The organism is Burkholderia dolosa (assembly GCF_902499135.1).
GTDB lineage: Bacteria > Pseudomonadota > Gammaproteobacteria > Burkholderiales > Burkholderiaceae > Burkholderia > Burkholderia dolosa.
The window spans coordinates 45,871-70,766 of sequence record NZ_CABVPR010000025.1 but is presented as its reverse complement, the minus strand read 5'-3'; the positions used below and the strand labels follow the sequence as shown (position 1 = coordinate 70,766).

Genomic DNA, 24,896 nt, shown 5'->3' with positions numbered 1-24,896 from the left:
GGTCATTCCTCGATCGATGCGGGATTCGCGACGGCGTGCGCTATCGCGGCGCCCAGTTCCTCGGTGGTGGCCGTGCCGCCCATGTCGCGCGTGCGCGGGCCGGCAAGGAGCACGGACTCGATCGCGGCGACGATTTCGGCGGCTGCGGCTTCGTAGCGCGATTCGCCGCGGCCGACGTGCTGAAGCAGCAACGCGGCCGACCAGATCTGGCCGATCGGATTCGCGATGCCGCGGCCGGCTATGTCGGGCGCCGACCCGTGCACCGGCTCGAACAGCGACGGAAAGCGGCGCTCCGGATTCAGGTTCGCGGACGGCGCGATGCCGATCGTGCCGGTACACGCGGGGCCGAGGTCCGACAGGATGTCGCCGAACAGGTTGGACGCGACGACGACGTCGAAGCGGTCCGGATGCTGGACGAAGTGCGCGCACAGGATGTCGATGTGATACTTGCGCGTTTCGATGTCCGGGAACGACCTCGCCATTTCCGCGAGCCGCTCGTCCCAGAACGGCATCGTGATCGAGATGCCGTTCGATTTCGTCGCCGCGGTCAGCTGCTTGCGCGGGCGCGAGCGCGCGAGCTCGAACGCGAACCTGAGTACGCGATCGACGCCGACGCGCGAGAAAATCGACTCCTGTATCGCGATCTCGCGGTCGGTGCCGGCGAACATCCGGCCGCCCACCGACGAATATTCTCCTTCCGTGTTTTCGCGCACGACGACGAAGTCGATGTCGCCGGGACGGCGTCCGGCGAGCGGCGCGGGCACGCCCGGCATCAGCCGGACCGGGCGCAGGTTCACGTACTGATCGAACTCGCGCCGGATCCTGATCAGCGATTCCCACACGGCGACGTGGTCCGGCACGACATCGGGCGAGCCGACCGCGCCGAAGAAGATCGCATCGTGGCCGCCGATCTGACGTGCCCAGTCGGCCGGCATCATCGTGCCGTGGCGAACATAGTGATCGGTGCACCAGTCGCCGAACTCGTCGAACGCCAGCGGAATGTCGAAGCGGTCGGCGGCCGCGCGCAGCACGCGCAGTCCTTCGGGCATCACTTCCTTGCCGATGCCGTCTCCGGCGATGACCGCGATGCGATGTGGGTTCTTCATGTTGCGGGAAACCTCCAGGATGAAGACGGCATGACGCGGGGCGCGGGCATGCGGCAGGCGCGCGGGCGCCGCGGCGCGCCGCGCCGCGCCGCGCCGCGGATCGCCGACCGGCTGATCGACTGATCGACTGCTCGCGCGGTGCGACGCTTCGTACGCGATGCCGTCGCCGGCCGCATCGAATCGCGCCAACGTGCCTGCTGCGTCTCTTTCCGTTGCGGTAGCGGACGGACAGTCGAATCCGTCCGTCGAATCTATCGTGTCGCCGACGCGGGAAGGAAGTGCGGATTGCTGAACGGGACCTTCGAAAATCTGCAACGCGCACGCGAACCCGCACGCGTGCAGCGGAGGCGGGCCGCGTCAGTCGTTCGACGGTCCGGTGTCGCCGGCGGCGAGCGAAGCCGGCGCGAACGACGCGAGGAACTCGAACAGCTTGCGCGTCGGCTGCGGCACGGCGCCGGTGCGGATGCCGACCGACATGACGCGGTTCGCCCACGGATCGTTGAGGCGGATGAAGCGCAGCCGCATCGGCTCGCGAAACAGCGCGACGGCGCGCTCCGGCAGGATGCCGATTCCCTGTCCGGCGGCGATCAGCCGGCACATCGCCTCGAAGCTCTGCACCTGCACGCGAAAACGCACCGACTTGCCGAGCAGCGCGGCCTCCTTCACGAGCGAACGGGTGAGTTCCGATCGATCGTCGAGTGCGACCAGATCGTGCTCGAGCAACGCGCTGAAGTCGATCGACTCGCCGGTCAGCGGGTAGTCTTCGGGGACGACCACGCTTGCCCGGTCCATGCAGTACGGCGCGAGATGAATGCCTTCGGTCGCGGTGCGCGACGTGACGATTCCGACGTCCGCGCGGCCTTCGCGCAGCGCCTGCAGGATGTCGGCGCTTCTCAGCTCGCTGATCTGCAGCTTGATGTCGCGATAGCGTTGCGAGAACGCGCGCAGCTGATCGGGAAGATCCTGGCTGATCGCCGAGATGTTCGCGAACACGCGAACGCGCCCGATCGAGCCTTTCGTATAGTCGGAAAGCTCGCTGTAGATCGCGTCCGTGCGCAGCAGCAGATCGGTCGCGTGGCGCAGCAGCGCTTCGCCGGCAGGCGTGAGCTCGACGCCCGCGACCGTACGGTTCAAGAGCACCACGTGGAAGTGATGCTCGAGCAGCGCGATCCGGCGGCTCGCGGTGGAAAGCGACATGTGGGACTGCTGCGCGGCGCGCGACAGGCTGCCGAGCTCGGCTGCGCGGACGAACAGGGCGAGTGACGTGAGATCGAACAAGCGCGGGCTCCGATTGAAACTGCGGGAAGTATGTCATCCATCCCGCGCGCGCGGTCGCGCCGCGCGACGTGGTGCTAACCCTGACCGGCGGCGGATGCTGCGCCGCACACCGCGCTGCCGCCGTCGCGCCGCATCGGCGCGTGCCGCGCAAGCGATCGTCGGCTAGTATCCGTGTTCCGGTCATTGGTGCATTGCATCGCAGGCGGCCGGCCGGCGCGTGCGTTCGAGATATTCGAAGTGCCGCTTGAAGGATTTCGCATATCGGGCGGGCGGGGCAGCCGGTAGATTCGAATCGTCCGCTGTCGCAGACACCTGCCCCGGCAGCGGCTGCACGCAGCGACGCGAGCATGCACGCGCGGCTGCCCATGAACTTTCGGAGACAAACGTGGAAATCGACGCGACCTGCAATCCGCGCGACCTTGCCGCTCCGGCATCGGCGCACGACCGTGCGCACGAGGACCGGATCTTTCGCCGGCTTGCCGTGCAGATTCTGCCGATCCTGATGTTCGCGTACGTGACGTCGTACATCGATCGGGTCAACGTCAGCTTCGCGAAGCTGCAGATGAGCGAGCAACTGGGCTTTTCCGACGCGGTGTTCGGCTTCGGCGCCGGAATATTCTTTCTCGGCTACGTGATCTTCGAGGTACCCGGCAACATGCTGCTGGTGCGCGTCGGGCCGCGGCGCTGGATCACCCGCATCGTCGTGTCCTGGGGACTCGTTTCGGGATTGACCGCATTCGTGTCGACGCCGATGCAGTTCTACGTGATGCGCTTTCTGCTCGGCGTCGCCGAGGCCGGCTTCATCCCGGCGATCGTGCTTTACATGGCGCGTTCGTTCCCGCGCACGCGGCGCGCGCGGATCCTGTCGATGTTCTATGCGGCGCTCGCACTGGCCGGGCTGATCGGCTCGCCGCTGACCGGCTTCATTCTTCAGTATTTCGACGGTGCGATGCAGATACCGGGCTGGAAATGGATCTTCATCGTCGAGGCGCTGCCCGCGTTTCTGGCTGCGCTGTACGTATGGAAGGGACTCGACGACGACGTCACGCGCAGCGAGCGCTTCTCGCCAGCCGACTTGGCGATCCTCGCACGCGTGCTCGCCGACGATCGTGCGACGACCGAGTCGGCCGGCCATCGCGGGCTGTTCTCGAGCTGGCTCGTGTGGGCGTTCTGCGTGATCTACTTTCTCGACGTGTTCGCGATTTACGGCTATACGTTCTGGGCGCCGACGATGATCAAGCAGATGGGCATCGGAAGCGACTTCGTCATCGGTTTGCTCGCCGCGCTGCCGAATGCGGTGGCCGTCGTCGTGATGGTGCTGTTCGGACGCAGTGCGGACCGCCGCGGCGCCCGGCGTCTGCACGTCGCCGCGCTGCTGCTGATGGGGGCGGCCGGGCTTGGATTGTCGGTCGTGTGGCACGATCGGCTGTGGCTCGGTATGTTGGCACTTTGCATCGCGAACGCCGGGCTCATCTCGTTCCCGCCGCTGTTCTGGAGCATGCCCACCGCGGCGCTCGGCACCGCGTCGATGTCGATGGGCATCGCGGTGATCAGCTCGTTCGGCAACCTGGGCGGCTTCTTCGGGCCGTATGCGGTCGGCTATCTGAAGCAGATTTCCGGCAGCCTCGCCGCGCCGCTGTTCGTGATGGTCGCGTGCCTGTTGCTGGGGCTGGTGCTCACGATGCTGTTGCCGGCGCGGCTCGTCGATCGCTGACGGCAATTCACTTCGCCGCGGACGCCGTGCCGCGGCCCCATTCTTTTGACGGAAACGACATGAAACAGCAGATTGGCCTGATCGGTGTGGGTTTGATGGGACATGGCATTGCACGCAACGTGCTGAAGCACGGCTATCCGCTCACGGTCGTCGAGCATCCGGGCAACCAGCCGCTCGACGAACTGCTGCGCGGCGGCGCGCGGGCCGTGCGCACCGCGCGCGAACTGGCAGTCGAATCGGACGTCGTCATTCTGTGCGTGACCGGCTCTCCGGAAGTGGAAGCGGTGCTCACCGGTGAAGAGGGCGTGCTGTCCGGCTTGAAAGGCAACGCGATCGTCGTCGATTGCTCGACCGCCGTTCCGGAGTCGACGGCCAGAATGGCGCGGCTCGTCGAAGCGGCAGGCGGCCGCTTCGTCGACGCGCCGATGACACGCGGCGCGAGGGAGGCGCACGAGGGCCGGCTCAATTTGCTGGTCGGCGCGACGCCGGAGCTGTTCGCCGAGATCAGGCCGGTGCTCGCATGCTTCGCGGAAAACATCACGCGCGTGGGCGACGTCGGCGCCGGTCACAGCATGAAGCTGCTGCACAACTATGTGTCGCTCGGGACCATCGCGCTGCTGTCGGAAGCCGTCGCGTGTGCGAAGCGCTCGGGCGTCGACGTCGCGGTGCTCGCCGACGTGCTCGCGAACGGCGGTGGCGGCGGGGCGGCGCTGAACCGGCTGCGTCCGTTCCTCGAGACGGGCGACACGTCCGCGCTGCCGTTCCATATGGCGAACGCGTTCAAGGATCTGTCCTACTACTCGGCGATGGCAAAAGGCGTCGACGCCGCGCATGCGATCGCGGCGGCCGTCACCGATACGTACCGCGGTGCCGTCGCCGATGCCGGCGCGCATTGTCCGGTTCTGAAACTGGCCGATGTGCTGATCGCGGCGCCGACGGGTGACGACGACGGATCGCTTGCTGCATCGGCAATGCAGCCGGAAAGCCGTTCATAGTGCAGCCGTCGCCGGGGCCGTCGATCGGGGGACTGGAGGGCTACGTCGGTGTGTCGCTGTCGGCGCGCTCGCCGTGCGGCATCGTGCCGACCGGGAACGATGCATTGCGGCCACATCGACCGTATCGCGGCCTCGGCCACGAGTTGCGAGGTTGGAAGCGAGGGCGGCAGGCGAGGGTCACTTTCTCTCGTAAGCCGCAAGTCGCAAGCGTATGCCGTAAGCCGTAAGCAGTAAGCCGCAAGCGTATGCAGCAAGCCGTAAGCAGTAAGTCGCAAATCGTAAGTCGCAAGCGACAGAGCGCAGGCCGAATCGGCCCGACAGCCGGCGACGTCCGCCGTTGCCAAGAAGGCATGCCTACGCATCGACGCTCGCTGCCGCGTCCCGTGCATCGCCGTCGCGCTGCTCGGCCTCTCGCACGTGCCGCACGCGATTCGCGACGAACGTACGCACGTTTCCGTCGGGAAACAGGATCGCGACCTGCTCGTCGGTCGACATGACCACTTCGCCGACACCGAAACGCGCGACCCGCGCCTTTTCTCCGCGAGCCCACCCACGCTTTTGCTCGGCCATGCGCGCGGTACGGCGGCGCGCGATCGCCGCCGGCGAATGCACTTCCGGGAGCGGCTCGGCGTGCGGTGGATGCACGCAGTTGTCGCACGTGCCGCAGCGTTCGATCTTCGTGTGTTCCTCGTAGTACTCGAGCATAAGCCGCCAGCGGCAGCGCGCGCTTTGCGCGTAGTCGATCATCCGCTGCAATGCGTCGCGATCGCGCTCGCGCATCTGCTGGAATTGCTGCGCGGCAGCCGGAATCGCGTCGCGCAATTGCGCGGGTTCGGCGCCGTGGCGCAGCCGGTAGCGATGCTGACGATCGCGCTGAACGATGCGTGCATCGATCAGCATCGCGAGCGCCACGTCGAGCTTGCCGGACGGAACGTCCGTCAGCTTTTCCGCGAGCGCTTTCCCGGACACGGGCGCGGCGGCCGGCGACGCGGCTTCATGCCGCTCGCCGCTTGCCGTCCCCGCGATTGCGTCGAACACCTGCACTACCAGCTCGGCGTCCGGATATTTGCCCGCGAGGAAGAACTGCTGAATGCGCCGGTCGTTGAGGTCGAACAGCAGCACGCAATCGGCGTTGTCGCCGTCGCGCCCGGCGCGCCCCGTTTCCTGGTAATACGCGTCCAGACTGCCGGGGATCTGGTAGTGAATGACGAAGCGCACGTCCGGCTTGTCGATGCCCATGCCGAACGCGTTCGTCGCGACGATCAGGCGTGCGTCCCCATTCATGAAGCGGTCCTGCTGTTCGCGGCGTTCGTTGGCCGTCAGCCGCCCGTGGTAGCGCGCCACGCTTTCCCCGCTCGCCGCGAGCCACGCCCATACGCGCTGCACGTCGCGCACGGTGGCGACGTAGACGATGCCGGAGCCTTGCAGTTCGCGGGCCAGATCGAGCAGCCGCTGCTGCTTCAGTTCGAGCGCGCGCGCAGCTTCGCGGCGCCCGTGACCGGCTCCCGTATGAATCACGCGGTAATGCAGGTTGGGCCGGTACGTGCCCGTGCGAACGATCGTGGGCTCGCGCAGCCGCAACGCGTGCACGATGTCTTCGACGACTTCCGGCGTCGCGGTGGCGGTGAGCGCGAGGACCGGCGGCCCACCGATCGTCTCCACCGCATGCGCGATGTCGAGAAATGCCGGCCGGAAATCATGGCCCCACTTGGACACGCAGTGCGCTTCGTCGACGACGACGAGTTCCACCGGCAGCTGCATGCGACCGGCGAGGACGTCGACGAACGCGGGCTGCGCGAGGCGTTCCGGCGTCACGAAGACGATGCGCGTGCGGCCCTCGCGCAACGCCTGCAACGCCGATTGCTCATCATTGCGCTTCAGCGTGCTGTTCAGCAGCAGGCAGTCGATGCCGAGCGCCCGAAGCTTGTCGGCCTGGTCCTTCATCAGCGAGATCAGCGGCGACACGACGAGGGTCACGCCGTGCAGATGCAGTGCCGGCAACTGGTAGCACAACGACTTGCCCGCACCGGACGGCATCGTGGCCAGCGTGTCGCGCCGTGCCGCGACGCTGCGGATGATGTCCTCTTGTCCGCCGCGCAGGCGCGCAATCCCGAATCGCTCGCGCATGGTCTTGCGCATGTCGCGCAGCTGCATCTTCACCGTCATGTGCATCCCCGCCTGTGATCGCGGGATGCTTGCGCAAGGCGTGTGCCGGACGGCGGGTGTGGCAATGCGGTTCGATTGCCGGCCGCTTCGGGCGTAGCCGGGCGCGAAGATGACGCACAGCCACGGAGACGGCGGCGAACGCCGCAAACGCACGGGAGGAGCGCCGAAAGCGGTCGACCTCGAAGCCGATCGTCAGGTTTTTTGTCACGTGCCGATACCGCGACGCCTTTGCCTGCATCGAGGCCGACGTTGTAACGCATGGCGAGCAGCGACGCGACAAGGACGGGAGGCGGGAACGCATTTTGCAGCGACACGCGCGTCGTGCGCCGACGGTGCGCGCGACGCGATACAAAAGGACGTCGTACGTACGCTCGAAGTCTCGACGAGACGCCGATCGCTCCGCTTTTCGACCGGCGCGAAACGATGGATCGGAAACCGAAGATATGCAGGTCGCTGCAAAAGATCGGGCCGCCGCGCAGCACGGCTGCCGGCGGGCCCGGCCAACTGGAGGCTGCCATGTCGATTCTGGTGGGAACGGCTTCGTGGACCGACAAGACGCTGATCGAATCCGGCGCGTTCTATCCGCCGGGCTGCAACAGCGCGGACGCGCGCCTGCGGCATTACGCGAGCGTCTTTCCGCTGGTCGAGGTCGATTCCTCGTACTATGCGATGCCGAGCGCCGCGAATAGTGCGCTATGGGTCGAGCGGACGCCGCCGGGCTTCGTGTTCGACATGAAGGCGTTTCGCCTGTTCACCGGCCACCAGACCGAGCGCAAGTTCTTTCCGAAGGATCTGCAGGCGGAGTTGCCGGACAACGGCAAGAAGAACCTGTACTACAAGGACGTGCCGGCGCCGATCGTCGAGGAATTGTGGTCGCGCTTCTTCGAGGCGCTGCGCCCGCTCCACGAGGCCGGCAAGCTCGGCGCGGTGCTGTTTCAGTTTCCGCACTGGATCACCGCGGCACCGAAGTCGCTCGCGCACGTCGGGCACTGCGCCGAGCGGATGTATCCGCTGCTCACCGCGTTCGAATTCCGGCACGAAAGCTGGTTCGATGAAAAGCACTGTGAGTCGACGCTTGCGATGGAGCGGGAGCGCGGAATCGTGCACGTGATCGTCGATGCGCCGGAAGGCGTGACGAACCGCGTGCATTCGATCTGGGAAGTGACGTCGCCGAAGCTCGTGATCGTGCGGTTGCACGGCCGCAATGCGTCGACCTGGAACGGGTCCGCGTCGGTGGCCGAACGGTTCAACTACGAATACAGCGACGACGAACTGCGAGACCTTGCCGGACCGATCGTCGACGTGGCGGCGCGCACCGCGCATACGCACGTCGTGTTCAACAACTGCTACTGCGACGTCGGAGTGCGCAACGCCGGAACGTTGATGCGGCTCGTCGGCGCGGGCAGCGGCACGCGATGACGGACGTCGCCGTATGGATCGCGCTGTCGGTATAGCTGATCGGAGCGGCCTGCGGTGAGCGTCCGCCCGGTCGGACCGAATGCCGGTTCGTCGCCGTCAGCCCGGACCGTCGCTGGCGGCGGCCAGAAGCGGCACGACCAGATCGCTGATTGGTGTCGGAATGCCGTGAGATCGTCCGTATCGCTGCACGACGCCGTTGCGGCAGTCCCATTCGAGCGCGTGGTTGCTTTGCCGGTCGGCAAGAATCGACGTACCGAGATCGGGCGGATAGCGATGGAACGCGTCGACGATCTGCTGCGGCACTTCGTCGCCCAGCTTCGCGCCCTCCGCACGCGCGACCTCGAGACATTCGCGCAGATAGGCGAGCGACAGCTCGGTAATGTCGCTTCGCGAGAACATCCCCGCGCGGCGGCCGGTCAGCACCATGAGCCCGGCCACGGCATTCTGCAGAAGCTTTCGCCACGCGAGCGAGACGAAGTCTTGCGCGACCTCGACCGAACATCGCGTGCCGCGCAAAGCCGCGACCACCACGTCGGTCGCCGGCGTAGCGGGCAGCGTGAGCCGCGGTTCGCCGCGCAGCCATACCGACGAACCCGATTCGCGTTGCGCGGGAAACCAGACCACCGACGGCACGACCGTCGCGCCGGCCGCATACGGCGCGAACGTGGTTTGCTGCTCGACGCCGTTTTGCAGTACGCAGACAACGGTGTTCGCATCGCACAGCGCGGAGACCCACGGTGCCGCGCTCGCGGTCTGCGTCGATTTGACTGCAACGAACACGAGATCGAACCTCGTCTTCACCGGTCGAGGATCGGTCAGTACGGGCCCCGGTACGACGATCTCGCCGCCGTCGAAGCGCAACGTCAGTTGCTCGTGCGCCGAGCGGCCGCAGATCGCCGGCGTGCGGCCGGCTTCGTGCAGGGCCGCGGCTACGGTCGTGCCGATTGCGCCCGGGCCTACGAGGGCGACGGTCGGGTAGTCGGATTTTGCCATTGCGTTCATCCTGTCGGGTCGTCCGCCGGATGCCGGCGCAGTGCGACGGCAAGCAAAAAAATCGCCGACGCGGTGGACGCGGCGGCATACGTCGCGCGATGCACGCCGATCCTGCCGGCCGGGAAACTGCAGCAAGCCGGCACGTGCGTCGTCGTTCCATCTGCACGCGACCGTCGACGGCAATCGCGCGGCGTCGCTCCAGCGTCGACGTGCAATTGTATGACTGAAGCGCCGGCCGTTTCAGTTTCTCTGCGACGCGCCGCGATGAAACCGCGCCGCGAGCGCGCGCGCCGCAAGATCGAGCGCGAAGCCGAGCGCGCCGATCACGAGAATCACCGCGGTCAGTTCGGAATAGGCGAGACGGTCGCGTGTATCGAGAATCAGATAGCCGAGCCCCGCGCTCACGCCCAGCATTTCGGCGGGCACGAGCACGATCCACAGCACGCCGATCGCGAGCCTCACGCCCGTCAGCACGTGTGCGGCGATGCCCGGCACGTAGATGTGCCAGATCATTTCGATGCGTGTCGCAGCGAGGCTGTCGCCGAGTTCGATCCAGCGCCGATCCAGTTGCGCGACGCCGGCAGCCGTGTTCATCAGCAGCGGCCACACGGCCGAGAACGCGAGCAGGAAGTACACCGCGCGGTCGCCGACGCCGAGCGACATGACGGCGATCGGCATCCACGACAGCGGCGATACCATGCGCAGAAACTGAATCGCGGGCGACAGCATCTGCTCGAGCCAGCGCAGCCGCCCGATCGCAAACCCGGCCGGGACGCCGACGACGAGCGCCCACGCGAGGCCGACGGCGACGCGCTTGACGCTCGTCGCGACGTGCATAACGAGCTGGTCCTGTGCGACCAGCGCAGGCAGCGCCGCCAATGTGCGTTGCGGTGCGAACTGCGCGACCATCGGATTGCGGGTGCCGGCGAGCGTGACCGCGAGCCACCAGAGCGCGATCACGGCAAGCAGCCCGCTCGTGCCGAGCACGACGGCGCGCGCGCGCGATCCGCCGCGCGCGGACGCCGCGCTCCGACGCCCGTGGGCCGCGCGTTGAGCGACGACGCTAGACAACGATCGTCTCCTTGCGCGAGAAGCCGTTCGGCAGCCCGAACGCCTTCATGCCGCCGGCGGCCTCGATGCTCTTCTTCACGAAGCGGTCGTCGACGAGATCGCGTGCGACGAAAGCCGGATCGAGGCCTGCAATGAACTGCCCGGCACCTTCGGTCTGCGTCGACTTGAGCCGGCGTACCAGTTCCTCGGTGTAGCTCGGGTACGGGTACGGCTGAAAGTCGATGCGCTTCTGGTGCCAGTCCGCGTGGAGCACGGCGCGGTCGCCGAGGTAGCGCGCGCCGTCGTCGGGCGCCGGGCTCAGCACGCGCGCCAGCAGTTGCGGCGAATGGGGCGTGTAGCGATTCGCGCCTTCCTTCGACAGCAGCGCGGCGGCCTCCTGCGGATGCGCGCGCGTCCACAGCTGCGCATTGACGAGTGCGTTTACCACCTTCTGCGACCATTCGGGCCGCTGCGTCAGATCCTGCTCGTGCATGAACACGACGCAGCACGCGTGGCTTTTCCAGACGTCGCCGGTGAAGCGCAGAATCTTGCCGACGCCCAGCTGCTCCGCCGCGGCATTGAACGGCTCGGCGACGATGTAGCCGGCTATCCGGCGCGCCGCCAGCGCGGGCGGCATGTCCGACGGCGCCATCACGACCAGGTTGACTTCGTTCGGTCCGATCGACGTCGCCTTCTTCAAGACCGGCTGAAGCCCTTGCGCACGCAACAAGTCCTGCAGCACCACGTTATGGATCGAGTACCAGAAGGGCACCGCAACCGTCTTGCCGCGCAGGTCCGCGAGCGTCGATATGTCGGGACCGACGGTAAGCGCGGAGCCGTTGACGTGATTCCACGCCACGACCTTCGCCGGTGCGTGGCTGCCGTAGCGCGCCCAGATCGTCATCGGCGACAGCAGGTGCACGACGTTGACCTGGCCCGACAGAAACGCTTCGACGAGCTGCGCCCAGCTGCGTAACAGCGTGGGCCGTTCGGCGCGCAGGCCGGCCGCGTCGAAATAGCCGTTGTTGTGCGCGACCAGCAGCGGCGCGGCGTCCGTGATCGGCAGATAGCCGATGCGTACCGGCGCATCGGGTTCGGCGGCCGCGCGTGCGTCCAGCGCGCGCAGCAGCGGTGCGGCGCCGGCCACGGTGAACATGGCCGCGAGCTTCAACCATTCGCGGCGCGATATCGATAACTGACACATGAGATTCCCCGATGGTGGACGGCTTCATGCAGCGCGCGCGATGACCCGCTGCAACGCCGTGCGTATCTGAATGCGCAGCGGGTCGAGTCTGTCGAGCTGCACTTCTCGAGGCTGCGGCACGTCAACTGCCCATTGCGCTGCCGGCGTGCCGCGCTCGCCGAGCAGCACGATACGGTCGGCAACGAGCAGCGCTTCGTCGATGTCGTGCGTGACCAGCACGGTCGATGCGCCGGTGCGGCGCACGACGGCAAGCAGCAGGCGCTGCATGTCGGCCCGCGTTACTTCGTCGAGCGCGCCGAACGGTTCGTCGAGCAGCAGTACGCGCGGCTCGCGTGCGAGGCTGCGCGCGAGCGCCGCGCGCTGCGCCATGCCGCCGGAAAGCTGCGACGGGTGCCATGAGCGCACGTGCTCGAGGCCGACTTCGCGTAGTGCGTCGAGCACGCGCGCGCGGCGGCTCGCGCGAGACAGGCGCGGCTGCCGCTTGAACGCGAGCCCGAACGCGACGTTGCGCTCGACGCTCAGCCACGGCAGCAGCGACGACTGCTGAAACGCAAGTGCAACGTCGGGCCGCGGGCCGGTCACGGGCACGTCGTCGATGCGGACGGCGCCTGCCGTCGGCCGCACGAGGCCGGCGAGCACACGCAGCAGCGAAGACTTGCCGCAGCCGCTCGGGCCCAGTACGGCAACGAGTTCGCCGCGCTCGACTGTCAGCTCGACGCCGTGCAGCACGCGGTGCGCGGCATACGCGAGCGACACGCCATTGACGGCGATGCGGGCGCCGCTCATCGTGCGGCCGTCCGGTAATAGGCGGCAAGCTGCGCTTTCAGCTGCACCAGGCTGGGCGTGACGATCGGGACGAACGACGCCTCGCGCACCCGGCGCGCGGTGCCGCCCGTCGCGCGAAGGTAGCCGCGCCCGCCGCTTGCCTGCACTTCGAGCGCGACGGCGTGTTCGACCGTCTTCGCGAGTGCGATCCGCAGTTCGAACAGCGCCGCCGGCTCGTCGCGGAACGTACCGTTCAGCACGCCGTCGAGCAGCTGCTTCGTCTGCGCCGTGAGTCGCGCGTCGACGTCTGCGGCTTCGTCCGCGAGCGCCGCGCGCGAGCCGGCGTTCGCCGCGGAGACTTCGGCAAGCGCGCGCCGCGCGAGGCCCACCGACATCCCGCATTGCAGCCCGAGGAACGCGGGGCGTACGCGCACGAGAAACGCGCGTGCGTCGTTGGCGATGCGCGACGCATCGTCGAGTATGGTGCCGTTCACTTTCAGCGCGGCGGTGTTGCTCGCGCGCATCGCGACGAGGTCGAGGTCCGCGCTGCGCTCGACACCCGGCGCGTCGTGCGCGATCGCGAAGATCGACGGCGGCGTGCCGTCGTCGTGTTCGAATGCGGCAGCCGCGACGAAGCCCTGCGGCCGCAGATTGGTGATCCACGGCAGCGCGCCGGCGAGCGACCATCCGGTGCCGCTGCGCGACGCGTGCATCTGCAACGGTTCGATGCTGGACAGATACTTCATCGCATTGGACAGACCCGTCGCACCGGCGACGTGCCCGGCGAGCAGCGCGGGTAGCCAGCGGCTTCGCAACGCGACGTTGTCGCTCTGCACCAGGTATTCGATGAAGGTCCGGTGCCCCCACAGCACGAACGCTGCCGTGAGCGAATGCTGCGCTACGTCGGCAACGGCGACGATCGCATCGGCGATCGTGCCGCCGCTGCCGCCCATCGAGCCGGGTACGCCGACGCGCGTGATGCCGGCCTTCGCCAGTTGCGGCAGCACGTCGGCTGCGCGCGACGCGTCGGTGTCCAGCGCGTCGGCATGGGTGTCGAGCCACGCGCCGAGCTTGGCCGATGCCGGCTCGCCATGCGCGATCGCGGATACGACGCTGCTCATACGATCTGCGCCGCGGGTTCCCAGCTCCACGCGGCGAGTTCCGGGTTCAGTTCGTTGCGTGCGAGGTTGTTCGCGAAGTTGCACAGCGTCGCGAGGCTCACGCCGAGAATGACTTCGAGCGCGTTGGCGTCCGTCAGGCCGGCCGCGCGAAACGCGTCGAGCGCCGCGTCGGACACGGCGCCGCGCGTGGCGATCACCGCGCGCGTGAACTCGGCGATCGCGTTCAGGCGTGCGTCGGACAGGGTCTGCTGATTACGGATCTCGTCGACCCGCTCGCGCGGCAGCCGCGCCTTGTTCACCGCGACCGCGGTATGCCCGGCGACGCAGAACCCGCAGCCGTGGATCGCCGCAGCGGTGATCTGCACCACTTCGCGCTCCGCGAGCGTGAGACCGCCGCGCGCATTGATCTCGCCCACCGTCAGATAGGCTTCGAGCGCAACCGGTGCATTCGCGAGCGACGCAACGAGGTTCGGCAGAAAGCCGTTGTTCGCGAGCGATTTCTCGAGAAACGGACGGCTCGCGGGCGGCGCGGTATCGACGGTCTGCAGCGGTAGGCGGCTCATGGCTTCCTCGTTCGGTAAAGCCCCATTGTTGCGAGCGCGCGTCGAAGCAGCAATGCGCGCCCGTCCACGCTTTATGCGGATTCGTCTCGCGCGCTCGGTGCGCTCAGTGCGCGCATGCGTAGCTCGTATTGCGGCCCGTTGCCGCCATGCCCGCGCTTTCCCTGCGCCACATGCCGGGCTGCATGCCGGTGATGCGCTTGAACGCATGCGCGAACGCGGACTCGGACTGATAGCCGACGTACTCGGCCGCGCGCGACGTGCTCGTTCCGCTTCGAAGCAGCGCGGCAGCCGCCTTCATGCGGATCAGCGCGACGAACTGCGCGGGAGGCTGACCGCATGCGTCGGCGAACTGCTTGCAGAAACGCGCGCGCGACATATGGCAGAACGCGGCCATCGAGCTCGTGTTCCACTCTTCGCCGGGGCGCGCGATGATCGCGTTCACCAGCGGCGCGAATTCCGGGCGGCGCATCGCCGACCATAGCCCGGGCGCCAGTTCGTCGGCGCAGGCGGCGGCGCGCAGCGCGTAGAAGAACAGCACGTCGGTGAGCCGTTCGAGCAGCGGCGACGGAAGTTCGTGCGTGCGCAGCGCCTCCGCGCGGATCAGATCGAACACGACGCGGGCGCCGGCGAGTTGCGGATCGTCGTGCCGTGCGACGACATGATCGGGTAGCAGGCCCGCGATGGCGTCGCCCAGGTCCGAGCCGAATTCGAAGAAACCGCACGCCAGTCCGACGCTGCCCGGTGCTGCGTCGGCCACTTCGTCGAGCGGCGTCATCGTTCCGGCGCGCGTGCGGAAATCGTGCGCGGTCGGCGCCGCGTCGTGCGGCGACAGGCAGTGGCCGATGTCGTGCAGCAGAAACACCGCGTCGCCGGCGGCGAGGCGCGTGCTCGTGGCCGGACGGCCGTCCCGCTCCTGAAGATGCAGCCAGCACTCGCCGTGCAGAACGAGATGAAAGCTCGCGCGCCGGTAGCCGGCGGTCGACGCCCGGAACGCGCCGCAATACTGCCCGACGTGAAACAGCGTGCTTTTCAGCGCGAGACCCGACAGCAGCCAGTCGGCGGCTTTTTCGACGGTGCTGGACATGAACGGAAAGGGCGTCGACGTATTGCCGGCGACGCGGCGTGCGCGCGGCGCAACGGCATGAAGCAGGAAAAGAGAAAGCGGCAGATTAACCGCGTGCGATCCATCCTGCCAAAGATTCGATCGTTCGATGCTTATGCTCATACGCGATAACGCATCCGGTGCCGCGCCGGTAACGGCGCCCGGAGCGGCGCGAAGCATGCGGGGAACGCAATTCGCACGCCGTCATTTGCTTCGCTCGAAACATCAGTTCGCCGATGTGCGCGCGGCCGTTAGCATCGTCGGTCTCGCTGCGTGAACTCGATCGCATGCCGTCGAGCGCAGGCGTTGCCGCGCCGATCGCGACGGCACACGCCGGCACGCCGATACGACTGACCAAAACCGGGGAATTGACCATGAAGCAATCGAGCCGCGTCGCCTTCGCGCGCGCACGGGCGGCTGGCGCCGCATTGATCGCCGTCGCGTTCACGCTGCTGAGCGCGGCCGTCCTGCCGCGCGCGGCCTGCGCTGCCGACGCCGTACCGGCGGAACTGAAGCTCGACTACGCGTACTACTCGCCCGAAAGCCTCGTGATCCGCCATCACGGGTGGCTCGAAGAGGCGTTTGCGCCGGACCACACGAAGATCACGTGGGTGCTGAGTCTCGGCAGCAATCGTGCGCTCGAATACCTGAACAGCGGCGCGATCCAGATCGGCTCCAGCGCGGGACTGGCCGCGGTGCTGGCCAAGGCGAACGGCAACCCCATCCGCACCGTTTACATCTTCTCGCGTCCCGAGTGGACGGCGCTCGTCGTGCGCAAGGACTCGGACATCCGGTCGCTTGCGCAGCTCAAGGGCAGGAAGATTGCCGCGACGAAGGGCACCGACCCGTATCTGTTCACGCTGCGCGCGCTGCACACGGCCGGCTTGTCCGCGGACGACGTCGAGATCGTCAATCTCCAGCATCCCGATGGACGCACGGCGCTCGTCAACGGGCAGGTCGATGCGTGGGCCGGGCTCGATCCGCACATGGCCGCGGCCGAAGTGGACAACGGCGCACGGCTCCTGTACCGCAACGTGGACTTCAACACGTGGGGCTTTCTGAACGCGCGCGAAGACTTCATCCAGCAGTACCCCGATGCGCTCGCGCGCGTGCTGAAAGTCTACGAGAAGGCGCGGCTATGGATCGCCGCGCATCCGGACGAGACCGCACGGATCATTGCGAGCGAATCGAAGGTGTCGCTCGCGGTGGCGAAGCTGCAGTTGAGCCGCAACGATTTCAGTCAGCCGCAGCCGGGGCCGAAGCAGATCGCGGCGCTCAAGGCCGCGGCGCCCATCCTCACGCAGGAGCAGCTGGTGAAGCCCGGCACGAAGGTGGAGCAGGTCGTCGACGCGCTGATCGACGTGCGGCCCGCCCAGGCAGTCGTCGCGTCGACGCGCACACCGTAAAGGACCGCGCGATGCCGATGGACGACTCGCTCGCGCTGCGCGACAGCCACGCATCGGGCACGGTGCCCGCGCACGACGTGCAATCGCGGAGCGCCGCACAGGCTGCTGTTGCGTCGGATACGAGCGCCGCGATGCGCAATCGCGCATCGGATGGCGCACCCGTCGAAGCCGCGGAAAAACGCTTGCGTCGCTGGCATTGGGCGGGGCTCGCATTGCCGATGGCGTTTCTCGCCGCCATCGAATTGCTGGTTCGGATGCAGATGCTGCCCGCCAACCTGGTGCCCGCGCCGTCGACGATCGCCGGCACGCTGATGCACATGGGCGGCGAGCGGCTGCTGCGCCATGTCGGCGCCAGTACGCTGCGCGTGCTCGCGGGCTTCGGTCTCGGTGCGGCGCTCGGCGTGTCGATCGGCGCGGCGATGGGGCTGAGCCGCAAGCTCGATGCGCTGTTCGATCCGTCGTTCCAGGCGCTGCGCGCGATTCCGTCGCTCGCGTGGGTGCCGGTGCTGCTGCTGTGGATGGGTATCGACGAAGCACCGAAGATCGCGCTCGTCGCGGTCGGCGCATTCTTTCCGGTCCACCTTGCGGTCGTGGCCGGCATTCGCAACGTCGATCGCAAGTTCGTGGAGCTCGGTTCCGTTTATCGTCTGAGCCCGGCGCGCATGCTCGCGCGCATCCTGCTGCCGGCGGCGCTTCCGCAACTGTTCACGGGCCTGCGCACGGGTCTGAGCCTCGCATGGATGTTCGTCGTTGCCGCGGAACTGATCGCCGCCACGCGCGGCCTCGGCTATCTGCTGAGCGACGGACGCGAAACCGGACGCCCCGACATCGTGTTCGGCGCGATCATTCTGCTCGCGCTGATGGGCAAGCTGACCGACGGCGCGATGAAGGCCCTCGAAGCGCGCGTGCTGGTATGGCGCGATACCGATACCGGCGAGAGGCGACGATGAGCGCACCCCTGCTCGAGATACGCGTACGGCGGAAGCGCTACGGCGGCCGCACGGTGCTGAACGACACGCGGCTTGCGGTGCGCGCGGGCGAGATCGTGAGCCTGCTCGGTCCGAGCGGCTGCGGCAAGAGCACGCTGCTGCGGATCGTCGCCGGCCTCGATCGCGATTTCGACGGCTCGGTCAAGCTGCATGGCGTACCGCTCGACGGTCCGTCGCCCGAGCTTGGCGTGATCTTTCAGGAGCCGCGGCTTCTGCCGTGGCTCGATGTGGCGAACAACGTGTGCTTTCCGCTGCGCGCTCGCGGCGAAGCGGCCGACCGTGTCGCGGCACTGCTGGCCGAGGTCGGCCTGCCCGGCATCGACGCGCGCTGGCCGAAGGAACTGTCCGGCGGCATGGCGCAACGCGTCGCAATAGCGCGCGGCCTGTTTTCGCGTCCGAGCGTGCTGCTGCTCGACGAACCGTTCAGCGCGGTCGATGCGATCACGCGAATGCGTCTGCAGGATCTTCTGTTGCAGGTCACGTCGTCGCACCGGATGGGCGCGCTCGTCGTGACGCACGACGTGGACGAAGCGCTGCTGCTGTCGGACCGCGTGCTCGTGATGCAGGCTGGGCAAAACGACGCGGGCGGCGGCATCGTGCACGAGCTGCGCGTCGATGTGCCGCGTCCGCGCAGCCGGCAGGCAGCGGGCGACGGCGTACCGCGGGCGGCGTTGCTCGAGCGGCTGGCCGCGTTGTCCGCGCAACCGGTGTGAGCGCTCGAGCCGGTTCGTCACGTCGCCGTGCAATTCGCCGCGCCGGTATCGTGAACGGCAAGCCGGCGTCCGCGATCAGCCCGTATACCCGAGTTCGGCGCTGATCCGTTCGGCCTCGTGACGCAGCGCCGTCGCGATCGGCCCGTCGATCGACGCGTCGAAGCCGCCCGTTGCGCCCAATGCGGTGAGCGCCGCGCACATATGCCCGTTCGCATCGAATAGCGGTGCCGATACCGCGCTGATCCCCTTCAGATTCGTGTCGCAGACGGTCGCGACGCCGGCCGTGCGGATTTCACGCTGCAATTTGCCGACCGGATCGCGTCGATCGAGCAGTGCGCGCAATTCGGTCGACGCCGATGCGAGCTCGTCTTCCGCGAGCTGCCGCACGCGCGGCTCGTCGAGCAGCGCGAGGAACAGCCGGCCGGTCGCGGACCACAGCAACGACATCACCGAGCCGGCGCGAACGTTGACCGTCACCGGCAAGCCGGGCTCCTCGAAGCGCATGATCGTCGGCCCGCGATTGCCCATGATCGCGACGAAGCACGTCACTTCCAGACGCTCGCGCAGCCGCACGAGCGACGGTTCGGCAAGCCGTATCGGGTCGGCCATCCGCATCGCGGCGAGCCCGATCGAGATGCATTGCGGGCCGAGCATGTATTGCTGCGTGTCGCGGTCCTGCGTGACGAACGATTCCTCCATCAGGCTCGCCAGATAGCGGTGCACCTTCGCGGGATTCTCGTCGAGCCGTCCCGCGAGCGCGGTCAGCGTCGCGCGGCCGCCGCACGCGGCCAGTTCCTTCAGCACGAGCAGCCCGGTCGACGCGGATTGAACGCGCTGCCTGCGGTCTCGCTCGGCGGAAGCCGTCCTCTTCGTTTTCGCGATTTTTTCCATAGCGCGGATTCTAGCTCGACGACCGGCGGCGATCGGTCGCCAAGGTTTACCCCAGTCGTGTGATTACGCAATGCGTATTAGATTTACGCAAAAGCATAGCACGGGAGCCAATCATGTCCGCCACGGAGCGCCACGCATCAGCGTCGAAATGTCCGTTTCATCCCGCGCCGACAGGTGCGACCGCGCCGAACGGCTGTCCGGTCAGCGCGGCTGCGGCCGCGTTCGACCCGTTCGACGACGGCTATCAGCAGGATCCGCCCGAGTACGTCCGCTGGGCGCGCGAGCAGGAGCCGGTGTTCTACAGCCCGAAGCTCGGCTATTGGGTCGTCACGCGCTACGACGACATCAAGGCGATCTTTCGCGACAACATCACGTTCAGCCCGTCGATCGCGCTCGAGAAGATCACGCCGACCGGCCCCGAAGCGAACGCGGTGCTCGCGTCGTACGGCTTCGCGCTGAACCGCACGCTCGTCAACGAGGACGAGCCCGCGCACATGCCGCGCCGCCGCGCGCTGCTGGACCCGTTCACGCCCGACGCGCTGAAGCATCACGAACCGATGGTGCGCCGGCTCGCGCGCGAATACGTCGATCGCTTCATCGACGACGGCCGCGCGGATCTGGTCGACCAGATGCTGTGGGAAGTGCCGCTCACCGTCGCGCTGCATTTTCTCGGGGTGCCCGAAGAGGACATGGATACGCTGCGGGAATACTCGATCGCGCACACGATCAACACGTGGGGCCGTCCGAAACCGGACGAGCAGGTCGCGGTCGCGCATGCGGTGGGCAAGTTCTGGCAGTTCGCGGGCAAGGTGCTCGACAAGATGCGCGAGGATCCGTCCGGGCCGGGCTGGATGCAGTACGGGATCCGCAAGCAGAAGGAGCTGCCCGATGTGATCACCGACTCGTACCTGCATTCGATGATGATGGCGGGCATCGTCGCCGCGCACGAGACGACCGCGAACGCGACGGCCAACGCGATGAAGCTGCTGCTCCAGCATCCCGATGCGTGGCGCGACATCTGCGAGGATCCGTCGCTGATCCCGAATGCGGTCGAGGAGTGCCTGCGGCACAACGGTTCGGTCGCCGCATGGCGACGGCTCGCGACGAAGGACGTGACGATCGGCGGCGTCGACATTCCGGCCGGCTCGAAGCTGCTGATCGTCACGTCGTCCGCGAATCATGACGAAGCGCGCTTCGCGGATGCGGATCTGTTCGACATTCGCCGCGAGAACGCGAGCGATCAACTGACGTTCGGCTACGGATCGCATCAGTGCATGGGCAAGAATCTCGCGCGCATGGAGATGCAGATCTTCCTCGACGAGTTCACGCGCCGTCTGCCGCACATGAAGCTTGCCGAGCAGCGCTTCACGTACGTGCCGAACACGTCGTTTCGCGGCCCCGAGCATCTGTACGTCGAATGGGACCCGGCGCTGAACCCCGAGCGCCGCGACCCGTCGGTGCTGCGGCCGCGTGCGGCGGTGCGCATCGGCGAGCCGTCGTCGCACGCGGTGAGCCGCGCGGTGAAAGTCGAGCGCGTCTCGATGTGCGCGGATCGCGTCGCGCATATCCGGATCGTGTCCGCCGACGGCCGCCCGCTGCCGCGCTGGACGCCCGGCTCGCATATCGACGTGATCTGCGGCGATACCGGCATCACGCGCCAGTATTCGCTGTGCGGCGACCCGGACGAGCGCGACGCGTACGAGATCGCGGTGCTGCGCGAAGCGCAGAGCCGCGGCGGATCGGCGTGGGTGCATGCGAATCTGCGCGTCGGCGACGTGCTGAAGATCCGCGGCCCGCGCAATCACTTCCGATTCGCGGCCGACGCCGGCAAGGCGATCTTCGTTGCGGGCGGCATCGGCATCACGCCGATCGGCGCGATGGCGCGCGAAGCGAAGGCGCGCGGCATCGACTACGAAATCCACTACAGCGGTGCACGACGCGCGTCGATGGCGATGCTCGACACGCTCGCCGCGCTGCACGGCGAGCGTTTACACGTGTACGTGTCGGAAGAGGGGACGCGCAACGACTTCCGCGCGCTGTTCGCAACGCCCGCCGACGACACGCACATCTACGCATGCGGACCCGCGCGAATGCTCGACGCGCTCGAAGCGAGCTGCGCGCACTGGCCGCGCGATGCGCTGCGGGTCGAACACTTCGTATCGACGAAGGCGGCGCTCGATCCGTCGAAAGAGCAGCCGTTCGAAGTCGAGCTGAAGGATTCGGGCATCACGCTGACGGTCGCGGCGAACCAGACCGTGCTCGACGCGTTGCAGCACGCGAACATCGACGTGCAGAGCGACTGCCGCGAAGGACTGTGCGGATCGTGCGAAGTGCGCGTGCTCGCCGGTCGCGTCGATCATCGCGACAGCGTGCTGACGCGCGCCGAACGCGACGCGCACGATCGCATGATGGCCTGCTGTTCGCGCGCGTGCGGCGGCGAGCGGCTCGTTCTCGAACTCTGAACGCACGGCGGCGCCGCGGCGCCGCGCCTCACAAACCATAAAAGACCGGAGACATCCGCGATGAAAAAGCGTGCCAACCTGATGTTCGCCTGTACCGTCGGCACCACGCTCGAGTGGTACGACTTTTTCGCGTTCGCCGCGTGCGCGGTGCTCGTGTTCGACAAGCAGTTCTTCGTCGTCGGCAATCCGCTCGCGGCCACGCTGCTCGCGCTTGCGACGTTCGCCGTCGGCTTCGTCGCACGGCCGCTCGGCGGCATCGTGTTCGGGATGATCGGCGACCGCATCGGCCGCCGCAAGACGCTCGTCGTCAGCCTGCTGATGATGGGCATCAGCACGTTCTGCGTCGGCCTGCTGCCGACCTATGCGTCGATCGGCATCGCGGCGCCGCTGCTGCTCGTGCTGCTGCGCATCGTGCAGGGAATCGCGGTCGGCGGCGAAGCGACCGGCGCGATCCTGATGATCGCCGAGTCGATGCCCGGCACGCAGCGCGGCTTCTGGACCAGCTTCACGATGTTCGCCGGGCCGCTCGCGAACGTGCTGACCGCGTTCGTGATCGGGATGGTGCAGCGCTTCTACGGCGATGCCGCGTTCGTTGACTGGGCGTGGCGGATTCCGTTCTTCATCTCCGCGCTGCTCGTGATCGTCGGCTTCTGGACGCGCCGGCGCGTCGAGGAATCGGCGGCGTTCGCCGAGCTGGCCGCCGCGCACCAGACGGTCGAGCGTGCGTCGCTGCGCGAAGCGTGCGCGGGCAACTGGCGGCAGATGACGCGGGCGTTCTTCGTGAAGGCCGCGGAAAACACGTTCCTGTATCTGTTCTCGACGTTCGCGCTCGGCCTCGCGACCGGCTATCTGCACTTCAGCCGGCCGCAGGCGCTGTCTGCGCTGATGTGGGCATCGGCGATCGAGGTCGTCGTGATCCTGATCGCCGCGCACGTGTCGGACCGGATCGGGCGGCGCCCGGTGCTGATCGCCGGCTTGCTCGGCGCGGCGGTTGCCGGTTGTTCGCTGTTCACGCTGTCGCCGGGCAGCGACTATGCGCATCTGCAACTGGCATTGATCGCGTGCCTGACCTGCCACGGCATCATTCTCGGGCCGATGGCCGCGTACATGGCCGAACTGTTTCCGACGCGCGTGCGCTTTACCGCACTGTCGACCAGCTATCAGCTCGCATCGGTGCTCGGCGGCTCGATCGCACCGATCGTCGGCACGCTGCTCGTCAGCTATACCGGCTCGGCGATCTTCGTCGCCGGTTACGCGATGCTGATGGCGCTGCCTGCGTTCGTCGCGGTGATCGCATCGCGCGAGTCGCGCGGTCAGGACTTCGCGTTTCAGCCGGCGTCTGCGGGTAATGCGGTCGTGCGAGCCGGTGAGGGCGCGCGGCCGACGCGGGCGTAAAGCGGGGGCTGCCGGCGTCGGATGGGGCAACTGGCGCGGGTACTGCCCGATTCTCCGGTGCCGCCGTTGCCGGCGTTCCTGTTATATCCGCAGAACAAGCAGCTTTCGCCGAGAGTCCGCGTCGTGATCGAGTGGATCGTCGCGACACTCGCAACGTCGGTTACGACCGAAGTGTCCGCGTCCGCGTCCGCGAACGCGTAGCGCAACGCACCGACACGCCGGCCGTATCGCGTGCGTCGCCATCCGGCCGGCGGCTGCCATCGCCGCCCGCGCCGGCACGAATCCGACGGCGCGCGGACGTTCGTCAATTTCCCCTCATTTTTCCCGCCTAGATTGTGCGCGATCAGCAACGGATTCGAGCACAACGGAATTGGACGAATACCTCGATAGCGCGCACGCACGCGAAGTTGCCGCTTTGCGATCGACGTTCGCCGCGCGCACCGAATGGCCGACGTGGCTTCTCGTCGTCGTCATTCATGGCGGGTGGCTTGCCGTCGTCATGTCGATGCATGCCGGGCGGCTGCCCCGGTTTGCCGCGACGCCGCTTCTCGTCATCCTGTCCGCGTGGCACATGTCGCTGCAGCACGAGTTGCTGCACGGGCATCCGACGCGCTCCGCGCTCGTCAACCGGCTGCTGGGCAGCGTTCCGCTCGCGATCTGGTATCCGTACACGATCTATCGCGACACGCATCTCGCTCACCATCGCGACGCGACGCTGACGGTGCCCGGCATCGATCCGGAAAGCACGTACGTGCTGCGCGAGCAATGGAACGATGCGAACGCCGTGCAGCGATACCTATGGCGGACACGCAAGCGCTTCGTCGGCCGATTGATCGTCGGTCCTCCGCTGAGCGTGTCGACGATGCTCGCCGAAGCGATCGGCGAGTGGCGTCGCGGCGATCGCCGCTATGCGCGCACGTGGTTCGCGCATGCGATCGCCGCGTGCCTGCTGCTCGCATGGCTGCAGTGCGCAGAAGGGATCGCATGGTGGTACTACCTGCTCGCGGTCACGTGGCCGGCGCTGTCCGTCGCGATGATCCGATCGCTGTACGAACATCGCGCGGCCGACGATCCGAAGCATCGCATCGCGATCAACGAAGCCGGGCTGCCGATGCGGCTGCTCTATCTGAACAACAACTACCACGTCGTTCACCACGACCTTCCGGGGCTGCCGTGGTATCTGCTGCGGCGCGTCTATCTCGGGCGTGCTCGAGCCTACGCGGACAAAAACGGCGGATATGTGATCCGCGGCGGCTACTGGGAGCTGCTGAAGCGCTACGCATGGCGCGAGACGGACGCGCCGGTTCATCCGGCAGCCGGCGCGGCGCGCGCGAGACGCGGTGCGACGGAGGCGCACGGCGCTGCCGGCGCGATCGACGCATCGACCGCCGGCGTCGAACGCGCGCCGCTCATGAGCGAACGCCAGCGCGCAACTGCTCTCCGCAATGCCGGCGGTCCGGCCGCCGCGGATCGAGCGCCGATCGATCGCGGCATACAGTCGTTGCCGTTGGCCGATGCGAGCGCGAAGGTCATGCGGTAACGGCGCGGCGTTTGCGCTTTGCAA

General features: G+C 67.4%; 21 protein-coding genes. 9 read left to right on the top strand and 12 right to left on the bottom strand.

The window, feature by feature from the left end:
• Positions 1–2: 2 nt before the first annotated feature.
• Positions 3–1,106, bottom strand: a complete 1,104-nt coding sequence (locus BUB20358_RS13645) for a tartrate dehydrogenase (RefSeq protein WP_035975151.1) — start codon at positions 1,104–1,106, stop codon at positions 3–5.
• A 357-nt stretch (positions 1,107–1,463) separates the two neighbouring features.
• Positions 1,464–2,384 (bottom strand): LysR family transcriptional regulator, encoded by a 921-nt coding sequence (locus BUB20358_RS13640; protein WP_006765623.1) that lies wholly within the window; start codon positions 2,382–2,384, stop codon positions 1,464–1,466.
• Between the two features lie 385 nt (positions 2,385–2,769).
• Between BUB20358_RS13640 and BUB20358_RS13635 the strand changes: the two genes are divergently transcribed.
• Both BUB20358_RS13635 and BUB20358_RS13630 read left to right on the top strand, forming a co-directional pair.
• Positions 2,770–4,098 carry an MFS transporter gene (locus tag BUB20358_RS13635; protein ID WP_035973806.1) on the top strand — a complete coding sequence of 443 codons (1,329 nt, stop codon included), beginning with the start codon at positions 2,770–2,772 and terminating at the stop codon, positions 4,096–4,098.
• Between the two features lie 59 nt (positions 4,099–4,157).
• Positions 4,158–5,093 (top strand): NAD(P)-dependent oxidoreductase, encoded by a 936-nt coding sequence (locus BUB20358_RS13630; protein WP_045552263.1) that lies wholly within the window; start codon positions 4,158–4,160, stop codon positions 5,091–5,093.
• Positions 5,094–5,447: 354 nt separating this feature from the next.
• Here the strand turns inward: BUB20358_RS13630 and BUB20358_RS13625 are convergent, their stop codons facing one another.
• Positions 5,448–7,259 carry a RecQ family ATP-dependent DNA helicase gene (locus BUB20358_RS13625; protein ID WP_035975155.1) on the bottom strand — a complete coding sequence of 604 codons (1,812 nt, stop codon included), beginning with the start codon at positions 7,257–7,259 and terminating at the stop codon, positions 5,448–5,450.
• A 516-nt stretch (positions 7,260–7,775) separates the two neighbouring features.
• Here BUB20358_RS13625 and BUB20358_RS13620 point away from each other — a divergent pair.
• The gene (locus tag BUB20358_RS13620; protein ID WP_035975156.1) at positions 7,776–8,678 is read left to right on the top strand and encodes a DUF72 domain-containing protein; all 903 of its coding nucleotides are present in this window, start codon (positions 7,776–7,778) and stop codon (positions 8,676–8,678) included.
• A gap of 96 nt (positions 8,679–8,774) precedes the next feature.
• Here the strand turns inward: BUB20358_RS13620 and BUB20358_RS13615 are convergent, their stop codons facing one another.
• The 8 genes from BUB20358_RS13615 to BUB20358_RS13580 form a co-directional block, all read right to left on the bottom strand.
• Positions 8,775–9,671: an oxidoreductase gene (locus tag BUB20358_RS13615; protein WP_035975159.1), complete on the bottom strand. Its 897-nt coding sequence runs from the start codon at positions 9,669–9,671 to the stop codon at positions 8,775–8,777.
• Between the two features lie 240 nt (positions 9,672–9,911).
• The gene (locus BUB20358_RS13610; protein ID WP_035973808.1) at positions 9,912–10,742 is read right to left on the bottom strand and encodes an ABC transporter permease; all 831 of its coding nucleotides are present in this window, start codon (positions 10,740–10,742) and stop codon (positions 9,912–9,914) included.
• Positions 10,735–11,925 (bottom strand): ABC transporter substrate-binding protein, encoded by a 1,191-nt coding sequence (locus BUB20358_RS13605; protein WP_006765629.1) that lies wholly within the window; start codon positions 11,923–11,925, stop codon positions 10,735–10,737. The genes BUB20358_RS13610 and BUB20358_RS13605 overlap by 8 nt, the downstream gene beginning before the upstream one ends.
• A gap of 24 nt (positions 11,926–11,949) precedes the next feature.
• On the bottom strand, positions 11,950–12,711 hold the full coding sequence (locus BUB20358_RS13600; protein WP_035973810.1) for an ABC transporter ATP-binding protein: 762 nt from the start codon (positions 12,709–12,711) through the stop codon (positions 11,950–11,952).
• Positions 12,708–13,811, bottom strand: coding sequence for an acyl-CoA dehydrogenase family protein (locus BUB20358_RS13595; protein WP_045552262.1), 1,104 nt, complete (start codon positions 13,809–13,811; stop codon positions 12,708–12,710). Before BUB20358_RS13595 ends, BUB20358_RS13600 begins: the two co-directional genes overlap by 4 nt.
• On the bottom strand, positions 13,808–14,374 hold the full coding sequence (locus BUB20358_RS13590; protein ID WP_006765631.1) for a carboxymuconolactone decarboxylase family protein: 567 nt from the start codon (positions 14,372–14,374) through the stop codon (positions 13,808–13,810). Before BUB20358_RS13590 ends, BUB20358_RS13595 begins: the two co-directional genes overlap by 4 nt.
• 103 nt (positions 14,375–14,477) lie before the next feature.
• Positions 14,478–15,458 (bottom strand): AraC family transcriptional regulator, encoded by a 981-nt coding sequence (locus BUB20358_RS13585; RefSeq protein WP_006765632.1) that lies wholly within the window; start codon positions 15,456–15,458, stop codon positions 14,478–14,480.
• A gap of 85 nt (positions 15,459–15,543) precedes the next feature.
• On the bottom strand, positions 15,544–15,852 hold the full coding sequence (locus tag BUB20358_RS13580) for a hypothetical protein (RefSeq protein WP_123806724.1): 309 nt from the start codon (positions 15,850–15,852) through the stop codon (positions 15,544–15,546).
• On the opposite strand from BUB20358_RS13580, the gene BUB20358_RS13575 reads away from it, so the two are divergent.
• The 3 genes from BUB20358_RS13575 to BUB20358_RS13565 all read left to right on the top strand — a co-directional run bounded on the left by BUB20358_RS13575 (position 15,851) and on the right by BUB20358_RS13565 (position 18,584).
• Complete coding sequence (locus tag BUB20358_RS13575) at positions 15,851–16,882, top strand: aliphatic sulfonate ABC transporter substrate-binding protein (RefSeq protein ID WP_035975165.1); 1,032 nt, start codon at positions 15,851–15,853, stop codon at positions 16,880–16,882. The genes BUB20358_RS13580 and BUB20358_RS13575 overlap by 2 nt on opposite strands.
• Positions 16,883–17,013: 131 nt before the next feature.
• On the top strand, positions 17,014–17,832 hold the full coding sequence (locus tag BUB20358_RS13570; RefSeq protein WP_035975166.1) for an ABC transporter permease: 819 nt from the start codon (positions 17,014–17,016) through the stop codon (positions 17,830–17,832).
• A complete protein-coding gene (locus tag BUB20358_RS13565) occupies positions 17,829–18,584 on the top strand; it encodes an ABC transporter ATP-binding protein (RefSeq protein WP_052688582.1) in 756 nt (251 codons plus the stop codon). The genes BUB20358_RS13570 and BUB20358_RS13565 overlap by 4 nt, the downstream gene beginning before the upstream one ends.
• A gap of 75 nt (positions 18,585–18,659) precedes the next feature.
• On the opposite strand, the gene BUB20358_RS13560 is transcribed toward BUB20358_RS13565, so the two are convergent.
• Entirely contained in the window at positions 18,660–19,475 is an 816-nt protein-coding gene (locus tag BUB20358_RS13560) for an IclR family transcriptional regulator (RefSeq protein WP_006765635.1), read from the bottom strand.
• A gap of 113 nt (positions 19,476–19,588) precedes the next feature.
• Between BUB20358_RS13560 and BUB20358_RS13555 the strand changes: the two genes are divergently transcribed.
• The 3 genes from BUB20358_RS13555 (at position 19,589) to BUB20358_RS13545 (ending at position 24,872) form a co-directional block, all read left to right on the top strand.
• Positions 19,589–21,937: a cytochrome P450/oxidoreductase gene (locus BUB20358_RS13555; protein WP_035973812.1), complete on the top strand. Its 2,349-nt coding sequence runs from the start codon at positions 19,589–19,591 to the stop codon at positions 21,935–21,937.
• 60 nt (positions 21,938–21,997) lie between these two features.
• Complete coding sequence (locus tag BUB20358_RS13550) at positions 21,998–23,332, top strand: MFS transporter (RefSeq protein ID WP_006765637.1); 1,335 nt, start codon at positions 21,998–22,000, stop codon at positions 23,330–23,332.
• A gap of 370 nt (positions 23,333–23,702) precedes the next feature.
• A complete protein-coding gene (locus tag BUB20358_RS13545) occupies positions 23,703–24,872 on the top strand; it encodes a fatty acid desaturase (protein ID WP_006765638.1) in 1,170 nt (389 codons plus the stop codon).
• The last annotated feature ends 24 nt before the right edge of the window (positions 24,873–24,896 follow it).